The sequence below is a fragment of the Paenibacillus sp. FSL K6-1217 genome, assembly GCF_045040735.1.
Lineage (GTDB): Bacteria > Bacillota > Bacilli > Paenibacillales > Paenibacillaceae > Paenibacillus_AQ.
In genome coordinates this window covers 554,705-572,683 of the sequence record NZ_CP150271.1, presented here as the reverse complement: position 1 = coordinate 572,683, position 17,979 = coordinate 554,705, and the positions used below count along the sequence as shown (strand labels likewise).

Annotated in this window: 9 protein-coding genes; 4 read left to right on the top strand and 5 right to left on the bottom strand. The window is 55.3% G+C overall.

Annotation, left to right across the window (positions count from 1 at the left end; genetic code table 11):
* Nucleotides 1-6 precede the first annotated feature (6 nt).
* Both MHH28_RS02245 and MHH28_RS02240 read right to left on the bottom strand, forming a co-directional pair.
* Nucleotides 7-1,518, bottom strand: coding sequence for a sugar ABC transporter ATP-binding protein (locus MHH28_RS02245; protein WP_405111202.1), 1,512 nt, complete (start codon nucleotides 1,516-1,518; stop codon nucleotides 7-9).
* A 274-nt stretch (nucleotides 1,519-1,792) separates the two neighbouring features.
* Entirely contained in the window at nucleotides 1,793-2,833 is a 1,041-nt protein-coding gene (locus tag MHH28_RS02240) for an ABC transporter substrate-binding protein (protein WP_405111199.1), read from the bottom strand.
* Between the two features lie 269 nt (nucleotides 2,834-3,102).
* Here MHH28_RS02240 and MHH28_RS02235 point away from each other — a divergent pair, with 269 nt between their 5' ends.
* Genes MHH28_RS02235 through MHH28_RS02225 form a run of 3 tightly spaced genes read left to right on the top strand, consistent with a single transcriptional unit; the run spans nucleotide 3,103 to nucleotide 7,480 of the window.
* The gene (locus MHH28_RS02235; protein WP_405111196.1) at nucleotides 3,103-4,905 is read left to right on the top strand and encodes a sensor histidine kinase; all 1,803 of its coding nucleotides are present in this window, start codon (nucleotides 3,103-3,105) and stop codon (nucleotides 4,903-4,905) included.
* Between the two features lie 2 nt (nucleotides 4,906-4,907).
* Complete coding sequence (locus tag MHH28_RS02230) at nucleotides 4,908-6,509, top strand: response regulator (protein ID WP_405111193.1); 1,602 nt, start codon at nucleotides 4,908-4,910, stop codon at nucleotides 6,507-6,509.
* The gene (locus MHH28_RS02225) at nucleotides 6,506-7,480 is read left to right on the top strand and encodes a sugar ABC transporter substrate-binding protein (RefSeq protein ID WP_405111190.1); all 975 of its coding nucleotides are present in this window, start codon (nucleotides 6,506-6,508) and stop codon (nucleotides 7,478-7,480) included. Before MHH28_RS02230 ends, MHH28_RS02225 begins: the two co-directional genes overlap by 4 nt.
* On the opposite strand, the gene MHH28_RS02220 is transcribed toward MHH28_RS02225, so the two are convergent.
* From MHH28_RS02220 to MHH28_RS02210, 3 genes are all read right to left on the bottom strand, one after another.
* Nucleotides 7,474-8,817 carry a hypothetical protein gene (locus tag MHH28_RS02220; RefSeq protein WP_405111188.1) on the bottom strand — a complete coding sequence of 448 codons (1,344 nt, stop codon included), beginning with the start codon at nucleotides 8,815-8,817 and terminating at the stop codon, nucleotides 7,474-7,476. The genes MHH28_RS02225 and MHH28_RS02220 overlap by 7 nt on opposite strands.
* 298 nt (nucleotides 8,818-9,115) lie before the next feature.
* On the bottom strand, nucleotides 9,116-14,899 hold the full coding sequence (locus tag MHH28_RS02215) for an S-layer homology domain-containing protein (RefSeq protein WP_405111185.1): 5,784 nt from the start codon (nucleotides 14,897-14,899) through the stop codon (nucleotides 9,116-9,118).
* Nucleotides 14,900-15,160: 261 nt separating this feature from the next.
* Entirely contained in the window at nucleotides 15,161-16,837 is a 1,677-nt protein-coding gene (locus MHH28_RS02210; RefSeq protein WP_405111182.1) for a carbohydrate-binding protein, read from the bottom strand.
* Between the two features lie 249 nt (nucleotides 16,838-17,086).
* On the opposite strand from MHH28_RS02210, the gene MHH28_RS02205 reads away from it, so the two are divergent.
* Nucleotides 17,087-17,953 carry a helix-turn-helix domain-containing protein gene (locus MHH28_RS02205; RefSeq protein ID WP_405111179.1) on the top strand — a complete coding sequence of 289 codons (867 nt, stop codon included), beginning with the start codon at nucleotides 17,087-17,089 and terminating at the stop codon, nucleotides 17,951-17,953.
* Nucleotides 17,954-17,979: the final 26 nt, after the last annotated feature.

Below are 17,979 nucleotides of genomic sequence, written 5' to 3'. Positions count from 1 at the left end.
ATCGGTTCAGCCTCCCGCAATCGCCTGCATAATCTGCTGCTGGCTCATGTCCTTCTCTGAAATCTCCTTCACCTTGCGGCGGTCGCGCAGAATGGCGATCCGGTCGCTGACCCGCAGCACTTCCTCCAGCTCCGAGGAGATGAACAGGAACGACATTCCCTGACGGGAGAGTGTCAGCACCAGCTTCTGAATCTCTGCCTTGGCCCCGATGTCGATGCCTCTTGTCGGCTCATCAAGGATGAACAGCTCCGGCTCCGTCAGCAGCCAGCGTGCCAGCAGCACCTTCTGCTGATTGCCGCCGCTGAGGTTCTTGATCAGCTGCTCCGGGCTGGGAGGGTTGATATTCAGCATGCGGATATATTCCCCGGCCAGCTCCTCCTGCCGCTTGCGCGGGATCGTCTTGAACATCCCGTCTTTGGCCTGAAGCGCCAGAATAATGTTCTCCCTTACCGTCAGATCGCCGATGATCCCCTCGGTCTTGCGGTTCTCCGAGCAGAAGGCGATCCGCCGCCCTATCGCTTCCCGTGGCGAATGCACCCCGCCGCCAGAGGACGGCAGGGTCACTTGCCCGGAGTCCGGCTTGTCGGCACCGAACAACAGCCGGGCCGCCTCCGTCCGTCCTGAACCCAGCAGCCCGGCCAGTCCGACAACCTCTCCCTTGCGGATCGCCAGATCGAACGGCTCGATCCCGCCCCTGCGGCCCAGCCCTTCAGCCCTGAGCAGTTCATCGCCCAGGCTGTTCTTATCCTCTTGCGCAAGCTCAGGCAGCTCCTCCAGCAGATCCAGCTCCTTGCCGATCATCTTGAGGACCAGCTCCAGACGGCTCAGCTCCTTCGCCATGTATTCACCGACCAGCTCACCGCCGCGCAGAATGGTAACCCGGTCGGAGATCTCATACATCTGGTCCAGAAAATGTGTAACAAACAGGATCGACAGCCCCTCCTGCCGGAGCTTCCTCATCACGCGGAACAGCTGCTCCACTTCGTTCTGATCCAGGCTGGAGGTCGGTTCATCCAGAATCAGCACCTTCGCTGAGATATTCAGCGCTCTGGCAATGGCGACCAGCTGCTGAACGGCTACAGAGTAACTATGCAGTGGAAGGGTGACGTCAATGTGCAGGTTCATCCGTTCCTGCAGCAGCTCTGCGGCCCGCAGATTCATCTGCTTCCACTGGATGCAGCCGAACCGCCGCGGCTCTCTGCCAATGAAGATATTCTCGGCCACGCTCAGGTTGGGGCACAGATTGACCTCCTGATACACGGTGCTGATGCCCGCAGCCTGCGATTCCTGCGGGCTGCGCATGGAGATCGCTGTGCCCTCCATCTCCACCACGCCTTCATCAATCGAATAGACGCCGGTCAGCACCTTGATCAAGGTGGACTTGCCGGCGCCATTCTCGCCCATCAAGGCGTGAACCTCGCCTGGGAACAGGCGCAGGCTCACATCCGTCAGGGCTTTCACCCCCGGAAACCGTTTATGTATCCGGGTCATTTGCAGTATGGGCAGCTGTGTGCTCATGGGTGCATCCACTCCTTATTCTCCACGCACTTAAGTTTGAACTTGAAGCTTGGTCGTCGCTGCGGTGAACATTTGGACTTACGGCCGCTGTTGTCACCAGATTTCTTGATTTAATCCGCTCTTCGCGGTTGAAATCCGGTGACAGCTGATGCTGGAGATAGCTAGCTTTCCTGCGGAAAGCTTTCAGGCGGTCGCTATCGCTCCTACAGTTCCAAATTTCCCCTCCGCTTCTTTTTGCTTTTCGTTAATTTCATAAGTTCTTCTTATACAATATTTAGTACTGGCGGCTGGGCAAAGCCTCCTTGGCCTGCTCGGAAGTAAACGTGGTCTCCTCGGTTACAATCCGCGCTTCTACCTGCTTGCCGTCCACCACATCCTTCACCACCTGCATCAGCTGAGGTCCAAGCAGCGGGTTGCACTCGACGATGAAGTTGATTTTGCCCTCACTGGCAGCCTGCATTCCGTCCTTCACGGCATCGACCGAGATAATCTTGATATCCTCGCCCGGCTTCAGGCCTGCTGCCTCAATTGCCTGAATCGCCCCCAGCGCCATATCGTCGTTATGGGCATACAGCACATCGATATCCTTATTGGCCTTCAAGAAGGCCTGCATGACTTCCTTGCCCTTGGCCCGGGTGAAGTCGCCGGTCTGTGAAGCAATCACCTTGAGGTGCGGATTGCCCTTGATAACCTCGGCGAAGCCTGCCATCCGGTCATTGGCCGGAGCAGAGCCTGTCGTTCCTTGCAGCTCCACAATGTTAACATCCTCTGAAGCGTCCTTATACTGCTCGGTCAGCCACTTCCCTGCCTTGCGGCCCTCTTCCACGAAATCGGAGCCCAGGAAGGTAACATACAGCGAGGTATCCTTGGAATCCACCGCACGGTCCGTCAGAACCACAGGAATGCCCGCCGCTTTCGCTTCCTTCAGTACCGTATCCCAGCCGGATTCAACCACCGGAGAGAAGGAGATGACATCCACCTTTTGCTGGATAAAAGAACGCAGTGCCTTGATCTGATTCTCCTGCTTCTGCTGGGCATCCGAGAATTTCAGTGTGTAGCCCGCTTCCTTGGCTGAATCCTGAATGGACTTCGTATTCGCGCTGCGCCAGCCGCTCTCCGCCCCGACCTGCGAGAAGCCGAGCGTGATGTCCTTGGCCTCTTTGGTGGCATTTGCCGCCGGCGCCTTCGTTGCTGCACTGTCTGTCTTGCCCGCTTCCGCCGCCGTGTTCCCGCCGTTATTGCTGCTGCATGCCCCTAACAGGGTCATGGACAGGGTCAGGGCCAGCACAGCCCCCACTTTTCCAAGCTTTTTCATATATCCTGATTCCTCCCCCTTGGTAGTCACCTTGTTGCGGTGTTGTGCCCATTATAGAACGCTAACAGAAGGGCATTATACGGGCAGCCTTTGGCGTTTACTTTCTAATTTTGGGTTTATTCCCTCCGAATAGGTATTTTGGTGTACTTTTTTATTCAAAAGGTGGATATTTTGTTTGCGCTTTCTTTTTTGTTTCGGTATTCCAATATTTGTTATAAAATAGAGTTAGGAACGGCATCTACTCTACTTGTGAAAGGGAATTCCCGATAATGCGGATCACACGCTGGATCTCCTCCAGTCTTAGAGCCAAACTGCTGGCTTTGTTCATAGTGCTGTCCACCATACCGCTGATTGCCGTCGGTCTCATTTCCTACCAGAAATCCTACCAATCCATCTCCAGTCACAGCAAGGCCTCAAGCATGCTTCAGGCCGATATGCTGGGAACGAATATGGACAACCTGTTCAAGGATACCGAGCGTCTGCTGGAGCTTAGCAATAATCCTCAGGTCATCCACTTTCTGTTCTCTCAGTCGGAGACCTATCAGGAGGCCAAGGACATTCTGCAGACCTTCACCCTCTACCGGGACACCTACAAGTATGAGAATGTGCTCAACATCAGCCTGATTAACCTGTACGGCAAAGGCATCAGCGAGCGCCGGGGAATCTTCCAGTCCGCCAGCAACCCGCTGCGCAATCCGCATTTTCAGGCGTTATCCCAAGATCCCGGGCTGATCCTCCGGGTTCCCCCGCCGCTGATTACCGGCTATGACCGGGTGGACGGGTTCACCTACGGCGATCAGGGCGTGATCTCGATTATGACGGCGGTCAAGCAGCGGATTACGCATGAGGTCATCGGTTATATCATTGTGGATCTGAGCGATTCCTTCATTAAAGAGTTCTGCGACAAGGTGACGATCGGGACTACCGGATTCTTCTACCTGCTGGACGAGCAGAACCATCCCCTCTATGTCCCTCCTGTGCGGGCGGGAGAGCTGGCAGTTATTCAGGACAACCTGATCCCTGCGGGGGAACGGGGCAGAAGCGGCAGCTTCGTGCTTCAGACGGGCGGTCCGCCCCGGTTCATCGTCCATACCTCGTCGCTTGCGACAGGCTGGACGATTATCGGCATAGCCCCGCTGCAGGAGATCGTGGCCGAGGCGAACCGGATCAGGCAGCTGATTATTATCAGCGTAGGACTTAGCATTATTTTTGCGATCACGCTCCATTATCTGCTGACCCGGCGGCTAACCCGGCCCATTCAGCTGCTCCAGCACAAGATGCGTCTGACCGCAAGTGGCTATCTGGAAGCCAAAGTCAAGCCGGACGGCACCGATGAGATCGCCGATCTCGGGCAGAGCTTCAATATCATGGTGGAGCAGATCAAAGAGCTGCTGGCCCAGAGTATCCGCAAGCAGCAGCAGTTGCAGAAGGCGGAGCTGCGGACGCTTCAGGCGCAGATTAACCCACATTTTCTATACAACACCCTCGATTCGATTGTCTGGATGGCGGAAGCGGGGAATCACGATGGCGTCATCCGGCTGGTGAAGGCGTTATCCGGGTTCTTCCGGCTCAGCCTCAATAAAGGGCGCGACTGGATACAGATCCGCTCCGAGCTTGCCCATGTGCAGAGCTATCTGATTATCCAGCAGATGCGCTACCATGACATCCTGGAGTTCAAGGTTGAGGTGGCGGAGGAGCTGCAGGAGTATCCGATTCTGAATATGACCCTGCAGCCGCTGGTCGAGAATGCCCTGTATCACGGAATTAAGAATAAAAGAGGCAAGGGCCTGATCCGCATTGGCGGGTACACCGACGCTGGCTCCATTATGCTCACGGTCTCGGACAATGGAATCGGCATCCCCGCCGGGCGGCTGGAGACTCTTAGGGAATCGGTCGAGCATCCCATCCAGTCGGAGGATACGGAAGACAGCGGCCAGGGCGGCTTCGGACTGCAGAATGTGCATCAGCGGCTGCGGCTGTATTTTGGACCCGAATATGGTATACGCCTGGACAGCTCGGAAGGCTATGGCACAACGATTACGGTTCGCATACCCAAGAACAGGGGGATCTAGTGATGAAGAAGATTATGCTGGTGGATGACGAGATCCTGATCCGTGAGAATATCCGGGAGTGCATCGATTGGGACAAGGAAGGCTTCCTCTATTGCGGTGATGCTCCCGACGGTGAGCTGGCGCTCCCTGTCATTGAAGCGCAGCTGCCCGACATCCTGATTACCGATATCAAAATGCCGTTCATGAACGGCCTGGAGCTTACCTCTGTCGTCCGCCAAAAATTCCCGCAGATCAAAATCATCATTCTCAGCGGCCACGATGACTTCCAGTATGCCCAGAAGGCGCTGCGCCTGGGGGTGGAGGACTACTGCCTGAAGCCGTTCAGCGCTGCCGACCTGCTGCAGCTCCTGCGCAGCGTCAGCGCACGGATTGATGAGGAATTACGGATTAGGCACAAATATGCCTACACCCCCGAGAATCTGTTCGCCGATCTGTGCGGAGGCCTGATCAGCACCGCCGCTGCCTACGAAGCTGCGGCACAGCTTGATCTGCAATTAACTGCCCCTTACTATGCCGCCGCCATATTCACGGTAGATCCGCAGAATATAGAGGAATCCCCGGAGCCCCGCTCCGCTTCACTGGACTCGGAGGAGCTGTTGGCGGGCCTGCTGAAGGAAGCGGCTGACAGCTTCATCTATAAGCGCAGCCGCACGGAGACGGTCCTGATCTATAAAGGCAGTGATCCGGTCCAGATGAACCATACTCTGGATGAGCTGTGCGCAGCTGCGAAGCAGCGGCTGCGGGAGGCCTGCGGGCTGGAGCTGTCCGTCAGCCGGGGCAAGGTCTGCGAACGGCTTCAGGGCATTCACCTCTCCTATCTGGAGGCTGAGAATGACCGGATGTTCAAGCGGATGTCCCGAATGCATTCCGCCGCCATGCTTGAGGCGTATGACGACCCTGGCGCCCACGGGGTTCTGCTCGACAGAAGCCGGCTGGTCCAGTTCCTGAAGCTGGGCGACCACAGTCAGATGTCCGTCTTCCTGCTGGAGCTCTCCACGGAGCTTGAACGGATGAACTGGAATTCCGGCTATGCCTGCTACCTGATGAACGACATCACCCTGGAGCTGGTACAGACGGCGAAGAACGGGTTCCGGGCCGCAGACAACCACGCTGGAATCCTCAAGGAATTGCAGACACAGCTGAAGCAAATCTCCAGCAGCGAGGATGGCCTTCAGTATCTCAAACGGTTATACGAGCGGCTATGGGAATGGCGGTCCGAAGGAGCGGACAAGCACCGTGAGCTGATCGACCGGGTGAAGCAGTACATCCGTGAGCAATACGACAAGGAGCAGCTCTCCCTGAATGACATCTCCAAGGTAGTCAGGGTCAGTCCCAGCCATCTGAGCAAGACCTTCAGCCAGGCGACCGGACAGACGATCACGGAATTCCTGACGGCCACACGAATGGACAGGGCTAAGGAGCTGCTGAAATCCACGGGGCACAAAACCTTTGAAATTGCCTATCTGGTCGGCTATAACGATCAGCATTATTTCTCCAATCTGTTCAAAAAAGTAACGGGGATGACGCCCATGGAATTCCGCAAGCAGGGAAGTACGGAGGAGGAACCGCTTCATGCTATCCGCAGAGGGGCGGGAAATGTGTGAGGGTGTACAGGCTTCGGGAATGGTCCGTCCTTCTTCTTCTGCTGGCGGCAGGCTTCCTTCTTGGCGGCTGCCTTAAGGCTGCCGGAGCAGCGGATACGCTTCAGCAGAGCGCGGACGCTTCTCCGTTAAGTGCGGGCGAAGAGCCTCCGCTGACCTTCGGCATCATCTACCCTATGGTGAATGCCACTTACGAGATGATCACCGGGAAAGCGGAAGCCGTAGCCCGGAAGCATAACGTGGAGCTGCTGGTGCAAGCTCCCGATGAGGCCAATCTGGAACAGCAGATCCGGATCATGGAGATGATGATTAAACGGGGCGTAGACGGCATTGCGATTGCTCCGGTGGATTCGCAGGCGCTCACCGCCATGATTAACAAAGCGGCCGCCCAAGGGATTCCCGTGGTCTGCTTCGAGTCGGATTCGCCCGCCAGCCGGAGAGAAGCCTATATCGGGGCGGACAACCGGGCAACCGGCGCAGTGATGGGACAGACGGTGGAACGTCTGCTCAGCGGCAAAGGAATGATCCTGGTCGAATCCGGGATGTCCCGGATGCAGAGCACCCGGGAACGCCTGCTTGGATTGCAGAACTACCTGACCCGGCATACGGACATCGATATCCTGGAGATCCGCCACAATGACGGAAGTGAGGAGCGTGCTGCCTTGCAGCTGGAGCAGATGATCTCGGATCATCCCCATTTCAGCGCGCTGGTCAATCTGGATTTTGTCTCCAGCACCAGCTCTGTCCTGGTCTGGAAGGCCAAGGGTCTGAAGCGTTATAACCTCGCCCTCGGCCTGACCCCTGCCTTGCAGCAGGCGCTGGATAACGGCCAGATTACACAGGTGATCTCACAGAACGAGCAGAACTGGGGTGAGGATATCATCAACACGCTGCTGTTGCGGGCCAAAGGCTTAGATACAGCGCAATGGATCAACACGGATATTGCCATTATCGGGGCAAGTATTCATCAATAATCCCCGGCGCTCAGCTTCAGAATCGTACCGGTGGAAGCCGGAATGACGTCCGCATAGCTCCCCAGTCCGAAGTAGAAATCGCCATTCTGTTCCTCGAAGGAACGGGCGAATGTATCCCGGCTGAAGCGGAAGACTTCATTCCAGCCCTCCCCGCCCGCTGCGAAGCTGGCAGTATTTTTGCGGTAGACAACATTCATATATTGGCCTGTGGCTTGCTTGATGTAACCGAGCACATATACACTCTCTCCGCGCTCCAGAATATCCATCGGCACTACAGCAGCGTCAGGCAACAACTCCTTGCGCACATTCTGGAAGTTAGCTCCGGCCGAGAACAGTCCCTGCGGGATCGATTGATGATCGTTATAGATCACCCCTGCAATATAGAGCAGCCGGTCGTTCACCGGGGTCGTACGCAGGAGCTTCAGCCAAGGCTGGCCGCTGACACCAGGAACATTCACTTCACCCGCTTTGATAACGAAGCTGAGCCCCGGGAACAACTGGGTACTGGTAAAAGTCAGCTTGGACGTCTGAATCCCCCCGCTGCTGTTCTGCTTGATGGAAGTCATATACCCCTTGTCATTTGCAATTCCCTGGGTCTTCCCTGCCGTGGCCGAGGAAGCATACAGTGTGTCGCCCAGCTCGAACAGATTGTACGCACGCATAATACCGTACTGGGAGACAGAGCCGAAGCGGGTCCAGGTCGCTCCCCTGTTCGAAGACACGTAAATCAAAGGCCCTTCGTTAGCGCCCAGTGCTGCGTATAGCTTGCCTTTGTAGTAGGCCATATCGTACACATGGATACCTCCGGGAATGTTCATGTATTGGTCCCAGTGATCCCCGTTCAGCCGATAAAAATTCCCATAGGCCCACCCTGGCACCCTGGAGTCATGCCCGGGAATATACAGCTCCCCGTTCAGCACCTTGAAAGTGTCGATCTGTTCATCCATAACATACACATTGGTGGTCACCTTACCTGTCGCCGGGTTGGTATACGTAACGTCCTGGACAGAGAATTTATTCTGGGCAAGATCCCAGTAATAGATTGGAACCGGCCCCGCATTGGGCGAAGGCGCATTGTTGCTGCTGTTGCCGTGGCCCAGGTAGATTTTGCCGCCAAACAGCTGCATGTCCCAGACATTACGCGCGTAAGGCGCTTTCTTGAAGGGACTGCCCAGCCCTGTTATGGAAGAACTGACGTCCGGTGCCGCAGCCGCCGTGATAACTTGCTCGCTCTGGACTGGCGAGGCCCGCACCTGCCCCCCTCCCGCATAAGATACAGCGCCCAGCAGCATAAGCCCGGCACACAATCGGCTTATATGATTGTTCACTCCCCGCATGATAAATCCTCCTAATCTGTGGAATGAAGCAATGATAAACTAAATATTTGTAAAAAAGAAGCTATAGAGGAAATATTAGTACTTACGGTATAGCAGCATGTTAAACGCGTAGCAGAACGGCTGGGCGGGAAGACCCAGAGCAGGCGGGATGCGCGTTGCTTATTAAGCAGGATGAATGGTTGAGTAATAACAGACGGTCTTCATCATTGCCTACTCAAAAAAAACCTCCGGACGGTCAGCGTCTAATGCCATCTTCCGATGTCTATAGACGTTGACTGCCAAGAGGAATGGTACAGTGTTACTTTATCGCTTCGCTTGCTGATGTATCCTTCTTCAGTATGCGGAAAATCATGACGGCGGCTTCCGCCCGGGTGGTGGCTGCGGCGGGATGAATGGATATGCCGTCTCCCCGGACAATACCCTCTCTAACCAGAGCGGCTACGCTATCCACCGCATACTTCGCCACTTTACTCCGGTCCGTATAGCTGCTTAACTCTCCGGCGCTGCCGCTAAGGGATAACTTGTTCACCGCCTTGAGTGCCCTGGCAGCGATGACCATCATATCCTGTCTGGTGATTTCGCTCTTTGGATGGAAGCTGCTGCCGTCCACACCTTGGATAATGCCAAGCTTCTTGGCAATGCCCAGTGCTTCATAATAGTAGGCTCCCTGATTGACATCTGCGAAGCTGGAATCTGCCTCCGCCTCAAGCCGCAGGGCTCTCACCAGCATCAGCACCAAATCTGCTCTCGTGATGTTTTTCTCCGGACTGAAGGCCGTACCGGAGGTTCCTTGAATAATTCCCAGACTGTACAGCGTGTCAATTGCCTCCGAAGCCCAGCTGTATTTGACGCCCACATCTTTGAATACGCTCGCTGGGGCCGATGTTGGTTCCGGTGTCTGTGACGCAGTAGGTGCTGTTGTTGCTCCCGGCGTCGATGACGGTGCCGGCGCAGGTGTCGATACCGGCACAGATGTTGTTACTGATGTTGGTACTGATGTTGGCACGGATGTTGGCGCTGGTGTTGGTACTAATGTGGGTACTGGTGTTGGTTTCGGTGTCGGTTCTGAAGGTTCGCCGCTGTTGCCCAGCGTAGTTACAGAGATAGCAGGACCATTCGTGCTCCAGTTCCCGGTCTCATCCCCGGCCTGCACCGAGAAATGATGCTCGGTTCCCGCAGCAAGCCCGGTTACCTCATACCGCAGCTCTGTCCCGGACAACGAAGCGATCTCCTCTGATCCCCTATAGACTTTGTAGCCTGTCACTCCTGTATCATCCTCAGCCCGCGTCCAGGTTAAGGTCAGGCCGGATGCCGTGATAAGTGAAGCTTCAAGCTTGCTTTCCTCCGTCCAGACTGGAGGTGTGGTGTCTGCAGCAGGCAGTGTGGCTGCTGACACCGAAGGCCCACCCTCGCTCCAATTGCCGCCCGTATCGCCTGCCTCCACTTTGAACGTATACTGCTTACCCGGCTGCAATCCCGTTAGCTGATAACTGTATACAGCGCCGGTTACGGTCTCCGTATACACAGCATCTGTAACCGTAACCGGCTTATCTCCGGTTCCGTTCGTAATCCGGTAGCCGTAGATGCCGCTGTCATCTGTGGCCGTAGCCGACCAGGTCAGCGTCAGCCCGCTACTCGTGATGTCGGAAGCAGCAAGCGTGCTTCCTTCGGCCCAGACCGGCGGTGTGATGTCTTCACCCGGCAGGGTGGTCACCTCGGCAGATGGTCCGTCCTTACTCCAGTTCCCCGCAGCATCTCTTGCCTCCACCTTGAAGGTATACTGCGTGTTCGGCAGCAGCCCGGATATCTCATAACGGTATACGGCTCCGGCTTCGGTCTCCACCGGTTCAATGCCAGTTACAAGCAGCGGCTCGGCATCGATCCCGTTGTAGATGCGGTAGCCGGTAACGCCCAGATTATCCATTGCCGCCGGCCACGATAAGGTAACCCCTGTACGCGTGACACCGGTAGCCTCAAGCTTGCTTCCCTCAGGCCAAATTTCCCCCGTCTCTCCCAGGGTCTTCACCAGCGTGACACCCGAGAAGGTGACTTTGAAGTCCGTTACAGCGCTCGTATTCATTCCATACAATTGCACCTTGGCAGCCTTGAAGAATTCCGGGGTATACGTGGACGGACTGCCCATCGTGATCCAGGAAGAGCCGCTGTTGGTCGAGAAATAGCCTTGCACCACATTGCCTTCTTTTACAATCCGCAAATAATAGTTGGTGCCGCTCAAATTCGTCTGATTCGTATTGTTCGTGAAGGGCTGAGTGCCGATTAATCCTGAATTATTCACTTTAATATTGCTGCTGACCTTCCTTGCATTGATCCGGTAAAATTCTCCGCTTGTCGTGCCGCTGATGCCAAGCCCAACCTGGGAATTCTCGCCCATGGACGGATCATTCAGCGGTTTGTCAACGGTGAGCTTCGCCGTAAGCGTCCAGTTGCCTTCAGCGGAGCCTGGAAGCTGCAGCATATTATGGCTGCCCGGATAGTCCGTATCGCTCTTCAAGGTCTGAATCTCTGCACCATCCGCGCTATAGCGGAATGCAGTCTGTGGATCAGCCGGATTCACCACCTCCCAGCCTGCCGGAAGGCCATTCGAGAAATCAACCACCTCGTTGGTACTGAAGAAGATTTTATAGGTCTTCACTTGTTCGCCTTTGATAAACCGGACTACCGCCGTGCCTTGCGCACTCTCTGCCTGCGAGATACTCACTAGCTCAGCTGGATCGCTGGTCACTGCCGTAACCTTCGGAATGGCGTTCCCGGTTACTGTATATTTATATTCGTACTTCGCTTGGTCAAAATCAGACGGCTGAACGCCATCAATAAAGAGGTTATGCGCCACGACCGCCTCAGGAGTAAGTGACATTTGGTCGGCATACAGGATGTTGGCATCCTTCGCATACACCGCCAGAACTACCTTCGCTGTGCCTGCGGGTTCCTCATATGTGAATGGCCGATTAGGCGTCTCATGCCAATCCGCTACCTTCACATCCACGGGCTGGAAGGAGCTTAAGGCCAGCGGCCCGCCCTCCAGGATACGTCCGACCAGTCTGCCCCCGACCCAGTATGCCGGATCACCGGCTTCACGGGCAGCGTAGGGCTCTGGCATATCCCGCCCGTTGACCGGCTCGATGCCAAGCTGAACGCCGTCCTTGTCGTAATACACCAGCGCCGCTTCCACATCTCCGGGATGCTCCGCAGCAACATCATAACTGTCCGGGCGGCTCATCATCGAGAGGAAATAACCCTTGAAGTTATAGCTCTCCCCCTTATTCAGCTTACCGGTAACGTCCTGCCACATTCCATCATACTGCTCTGCGGCGTCGATGCGGCCCGCAAGCTTCCCGGACCCGGCAACCTTCGAGGTCGAGTTGTTCTTCAGATAACGGGAGAGTCCCGAGTAGCTCTGCACTGTATCTGCTGTAAGCACAGGTCCGGTGACAGCGGGCTCGAAGCTGCCGTTATTGTAACGGCCTGCCGACCAGTGATCTGTATTCGAGGCTGTGGCTGTATCGAAATCTCCATTCAGCAGCAGGTTCCCCGGAATCGTCACGACCGAGTTATTGGCGGCTGTACCCCAGTCGGAATCGCCTGCGCCGAACAGGAAGCGGTCAACGGTAATGGTCCCCCCGGCCCCGCTCGGCTCAGCCACAATATAGAGATCCTTATGCCCGTAAGCACTGAGGTCACCGGTATCGACCATAGTCTGGAATTTGCCGTAGCTGTCGTTGGCCGGTACCAGAATTTCTGCGACCCGCGTACCCCGGGACAGAATATCGGCACTGCTGCCGGCAGCGGCCCCCACCGGAAGCACATAAGTGGCAAGCTTCCCTCCCTGAGCCGACTTCGTCTGGGCGGTAAGATACAGCAAGTGTCTGCGGACGACGCCGCCGTTCGCCGAGCCGTCTGCAAAGTTCACATTGTTGTAGGTAAGATAGGCGCCTGCCCCCAGCGTCACTGCCTCATGGGCCCGGCCTGCCTGGCCTGCACTGTCGCCGGGCACACGGTTGTCATTGCCCTCTGCCTCCAGCGTGGAGAAGATGTCGCGTTCCCCGTCAAGTCCCTGATAGGTAGCAAAGGTACCCTTGGACGGAACAACGGTCACGATGCTGGCGGACGGAATGTCAATAACGAACTTGCCGCCGCTTACCGGAATGGTACCCAGCTTCTTCTGATTCTCGCTTCCCGAGGTGCGGAACACCGTCACACTATCCGTTCCGGCCGGGAAATCCTTCAGATTAAATTCCAGCGGCTGCACGCTGTCATCGTTGTTCGCATTGGATACCGTCATCGAGAAATCACCCGTAGCCGGATTCTTGAAGCCGACCACATTCAGATCGGGCGCCGGTACGCGTGTCACCTCAAAGCGCACATCGCCGGGATTCATGAACCGGGAGAAATGCCCGTAGCCGTAAAAGCGCTTGAACAAACGGTATTCACCCGTAAGTGTACTGATCCGTCCCGGCTCCTGCTGGGAGTTGGTGGTCACGAAGCGGATCAGGTCAGAGCCGTCCGCGCCGTTGCTGTCCCACATGCTCCACCAGACAAAGCCGTTAAAGCCCGGACTACTGGTGAACATGTTGGTCATCAGATTGGACCAGCGCACGGCGTCATTGATATTCTGATTGCCGTACCGCTGGGTGTACGCGCCGGCCGATCCGTCAGCGGTATCCTGGTTCATGAATTCTGCCTGCCAGAGCTTATACTTGTTCAGCCATTCGGGATATTTACTGCCATCCCTGGTGTAATCCAGAGGGCTCTTGGAGAAGTCGCCGGTATGGTACAGCTTGTTCTCATCCGTACCGATGCCGACCGTACCGTAGAGATGGGTGGTGAATACATCGAGATACGGATTCTTATCGAGCGCATTGTCCGGGTCGGTCTGCGAGAACACCTCGCCGCCTCTGCTCAAGGAAGCGCCCAGATTCGTGCCATCCACGGCGGCAAGCTGGGGAATGAAATCAATGAGCTTGCCGTCCGGGTTCTTGATATCATAGAGGTCACCGCCGGGCTGCATCGATTTTTTCAAGGCAGGCCCGATATAGCCGTTAATCAGTTCCGTAACGTAAGCGGCCGAACCGCCTGCGAGGTCTACTTCGTTAAAGGGATTGATGTGGGTGACCGGAATGCCGTATTGCTCCCACATTCCGCGGATATAATTCACGAGATAATCTGCATAAGCCTGATAGTATATTTTGACCGGTTTTCCATTGATGGTGGCGATGTCGCCGCGGATAATTTTGCTGGGAGAATTGGTGTTGGATTGGCTCATCCAGTAGGGTACAGTCCAGGTACAAGCGTAGAATTGCGTAACACCGTATTGCTGCGCCTGGAGCATGGTCCAGACCTGATCGACATCGAACAGCTCTTTGCGGGTACGCGGGGAGTTCTTGATGACTACAGGCTGTTCACCCGGCTTGCTGAGAAGATTGGTCGGACCGCCGTCGTCATTGCCGATCGGCTGGTTCCAGGAGGGATAGTCCCAGATGAAGTCTTGCACAGGTACAAGAGTCCCTGGAGCATGCTCAGGTTCAACCGGCCAGATGCTGTCGGTATTGCCATCGTAATAGCGGTTCTCCGCTTCGATCTTGTAGCCGTATTGTCCCGCAGTACCACGCAGGGGAATGGCATTCCCTTCAATGTCGAAGCCGGGATTGTTCACATCGGCCAGGAGACTGGTGAGCGGGTTAAATCCCGGGCTGGCCGCCGTAGCCCCGGAAGCCGTCAGGCCGCCGTTGTCGCCGATGATCACTCGCACAATGTCGTGGCCTGTACCCTTCTGCTCGCTGAAGGTCAGATCCAGCAGATGCCTGACGGTATCCTGATGGCCGGCGGAAGCGAGCTGCAGCATGTGCACGGAGTCTGTATAAGCATAGGCGGCTCCTACACCATCCATCGTCTGGTAGCTCTTGTACCAATCGGCGGTTACCTGTGCCGGAGCAATAGCGGCATGCACGGCAGCAGCCGGAGCAGCTTGAAGCGGGTTAGAGAATGGCATAGGGGTAATGACGGATAGCAACAGCACACCAGCCAGTGAAACCGAGAGTGCCTTTCTCCTGATCTTTGTACTCATCCTAGAGATTCCTCCTTTTGTATGCGCTTACACTAAATTGCCTGGTAATAGCTTAACAATTCAAAAAGCAAATTTGTATGAGAGGGATGCACGAAAGATTATAAAAAAACACTATAAACCTTCAAATTTGTACGATCATCTTTTTTTAGGCTTATGTATTACGGTGCCCATTAAAAATCCCGGCCTGTAAACGCACTGTGCAAGCTGCAGTCTACAAGCCAGGATTGAATTTCAGCCTATTGAACCTATGAGCTCCAGAGCCTACTGGGCGGTCACATTAATGCTGTCCACATTTGGGCCTTCCGTACCGGTAGTCACCACTTTTACCGTATTGTTGCCGACATTCATAGGAACCTGAACCGTCTTCTCCCCCCAGGAGGACCAGGCACCCGTTGCTGCAAACGCGGCATTGCTGATGACCTTGCTGCCGTTCACATACACATCCAGATTTCTTGTGCCGCTCTCCAGGGCATAGCGGAATTTCAGATTCTTGGTTCCGGCCACTGCACAGTATACACTGTTCCACTGGATTGCAGCATCCGCTGCCGCATTAAAATTAACGTAGCCGCTGCCCGTATAACCGGCATTGACTGTCTCTGCGGCCGCATTCGTCAATGTGGTGTCCGTCTCAGCCTCATAAGTAGTTCCCGAGCCGGTACCGCCCCCGCTTCCAAGTTCCGCTACAAAGGTCGTTACACTTAGCGCCGGAAGCTGGGCTGTAAAGGAACCGTTCGATAGATTGATAGATGCTCCCGCAGCAACCTTCCGGCTAGCGTCCGTGATCCATGCCGAGACACTTGAGGCCGCCCCGTTCTGCAGGACAAAATTCTGGCTGACAGCTGAATTACTTTTGTTAATCGCTACAATCACAGCTTTATTATCGCCTTTGTAGGCCGAGACATAAACATTGGTATTCGGATTCTTGGTGGCATCCACTCTGACATAACCCGGGCGGACAAACTTGGAGAACTGGGCCATGCTGTCTCCGCGCTTGCTGATCGTGCCGTCCTCATTCATCGGGCTGTATTGACGGCGGATATACCACCATACATAAGCCTGGAAATCCCCTTCCACCAGCGCGTTGTGCATATGGTATGCTACTTCAAGCCCCTCAGGCCACAGGTTGGCCGAGTTGTTGTTACTGTTCGGATAATAGACCTCGGTCATCCACAGCTCTTTGCCTGCACCCTTCTGCTTGAAGAGCGGATAAGCAAAGTTGTTCACCTGTGTGCCATACAAATGCGCTCCCAGAATATCCATATTGGCCAGCGCCTGCGAATCATTCAGAATCGGGTCGGACATATTCTTCAAGTATTGGAAGGACTCTGGAGCAATGACCCGGCAGTTAATGGAACCGGCATAATTCTTCATAAAGTTCAGGATTTCCGCAGGCGTCCACCAGGTCCAGGTCTCGGCATAGTCCGGTTCATTCTGCACAGAAATCGCATACAGGTCAACCCCGTTATTCTTCATGTACGTAACGAAATCATTCAGATGCTGGGCGTATGCGCCGTACTTGTCATACCGGAGACGCTTGGCCGAGGTATTCCCGTTATGGTTGAAGGTCTCCGTCATGCTTGCAGGAGGATTCCACGGTGAAGCGAAGACAATCGCTCCCTTGGCAACGGCCGCCTTGGCCGTGTCCAGCTCCTTAGACCAGTTATTCTTGTTATCGTCTACAGAAATTCTCAGAATGGAGAACCCAAGCTGGTTCGCCCCGTTGCCGAAGGCGGTCTCCCTCTGCGCGGCCGTCAGATCGCCGATCCAGACCGGGTGGTTGATGCCCCCGAATCCGCGAATCACTTGCTTCTGGGCGGACAGATTGACCGTTACATCGCTGGCCGCTGAAACTTTGGGCGGCGGCGGCACCATCAATACGGAGAGCATGGTTACAGATGCCAATAATGTACAGATTGATTTTTTTACCTTTGATATCATAGACTCATCTCCTCATCGTATCATTTCTGTTCTTATCAATTCTGCTTTGCTGCGAAACCCTGCTCTGATCACCTCCTGTCTGGTTGAAGCGTCAGCGGTACCTTCCACCCTGCTTGTCCATGCTTCTTGTAGCACTTGCAAGCGCTTCCTTTTCCTGTATTATATTAAATATCTGGTATTCTAGTCGTTGCACATCAGAGAGAGTATATTGCGCGGATACCAATAATCCCATTATTTCCATTTGAAGGAATGAATGCTATGGAGCAGAATATCCAGTATGTCTTCACCCCGATCCCGGAAGAAATGATCTGCTTCCACAGGTCCACCACCACGGAGCTGCTTAACCCGGCCCAGCTGTACCACCGGCATGACGCCTACGAAATCTATCTGTTCCTGAGAGGCAATACCTATATGTATGTGGAGCAGTCCTGCTACAAGCTCTCCCCCGGCGACCTGCTCCTGATCCGTCCCGGCGAGATGCACCGCTGCGTCTGTGCCGACAACCAGATGTATGAACGGATCGGGCTGAACCTGAGAAGATCTGCCCTGGAGCGGCTGTCCAGCAGGCGCACGAATCTGCTGGCCTGCTTCGACTCCGCTCCCTCCGGGCTGAATACGCTGATCCGGCTCTCCAAGGACCAGTGCAGCTTCTACTCCAGACTGGCCGACCAATTGATTCACAGCCTCCATTCGGAGGACTACGGACAGGATCTGCTGGCCGATTCGTATGCGACCCGGCTGCTTGTATTCATCAACACCCTGCAGCAGTCCTCCGCCGCCCTCCCGCATAATCTTATGCCGGAGCTGGTCCGGCAGACGATGGCTTACATCGAGGCTCATCTGCTGGACCCGATCTCCTCCGGGCAGCTGGAGCAGGAATTCCATTACAGCGGCAAATATATCAGCCGGCTCTTCAGGGAGCATACCGGTCTTACGGTCCGCTCCTATATTGTGAACAAGCGCATTTCCCTGGCCATGAGCCATCTTACAGCCGGGAAAAGCGTCGCTGCCGCCTGCGAGCTGTCCGGCTTCAGCGATTACGCCAACTTCATCAGAAGCTTCACTAAGGTGGCCGGCATGTCCCCGGGCAGATACCGGGCCAGTACGCTGCCCTGAGTGCCCGGGCATTCTTGTGAAACAAA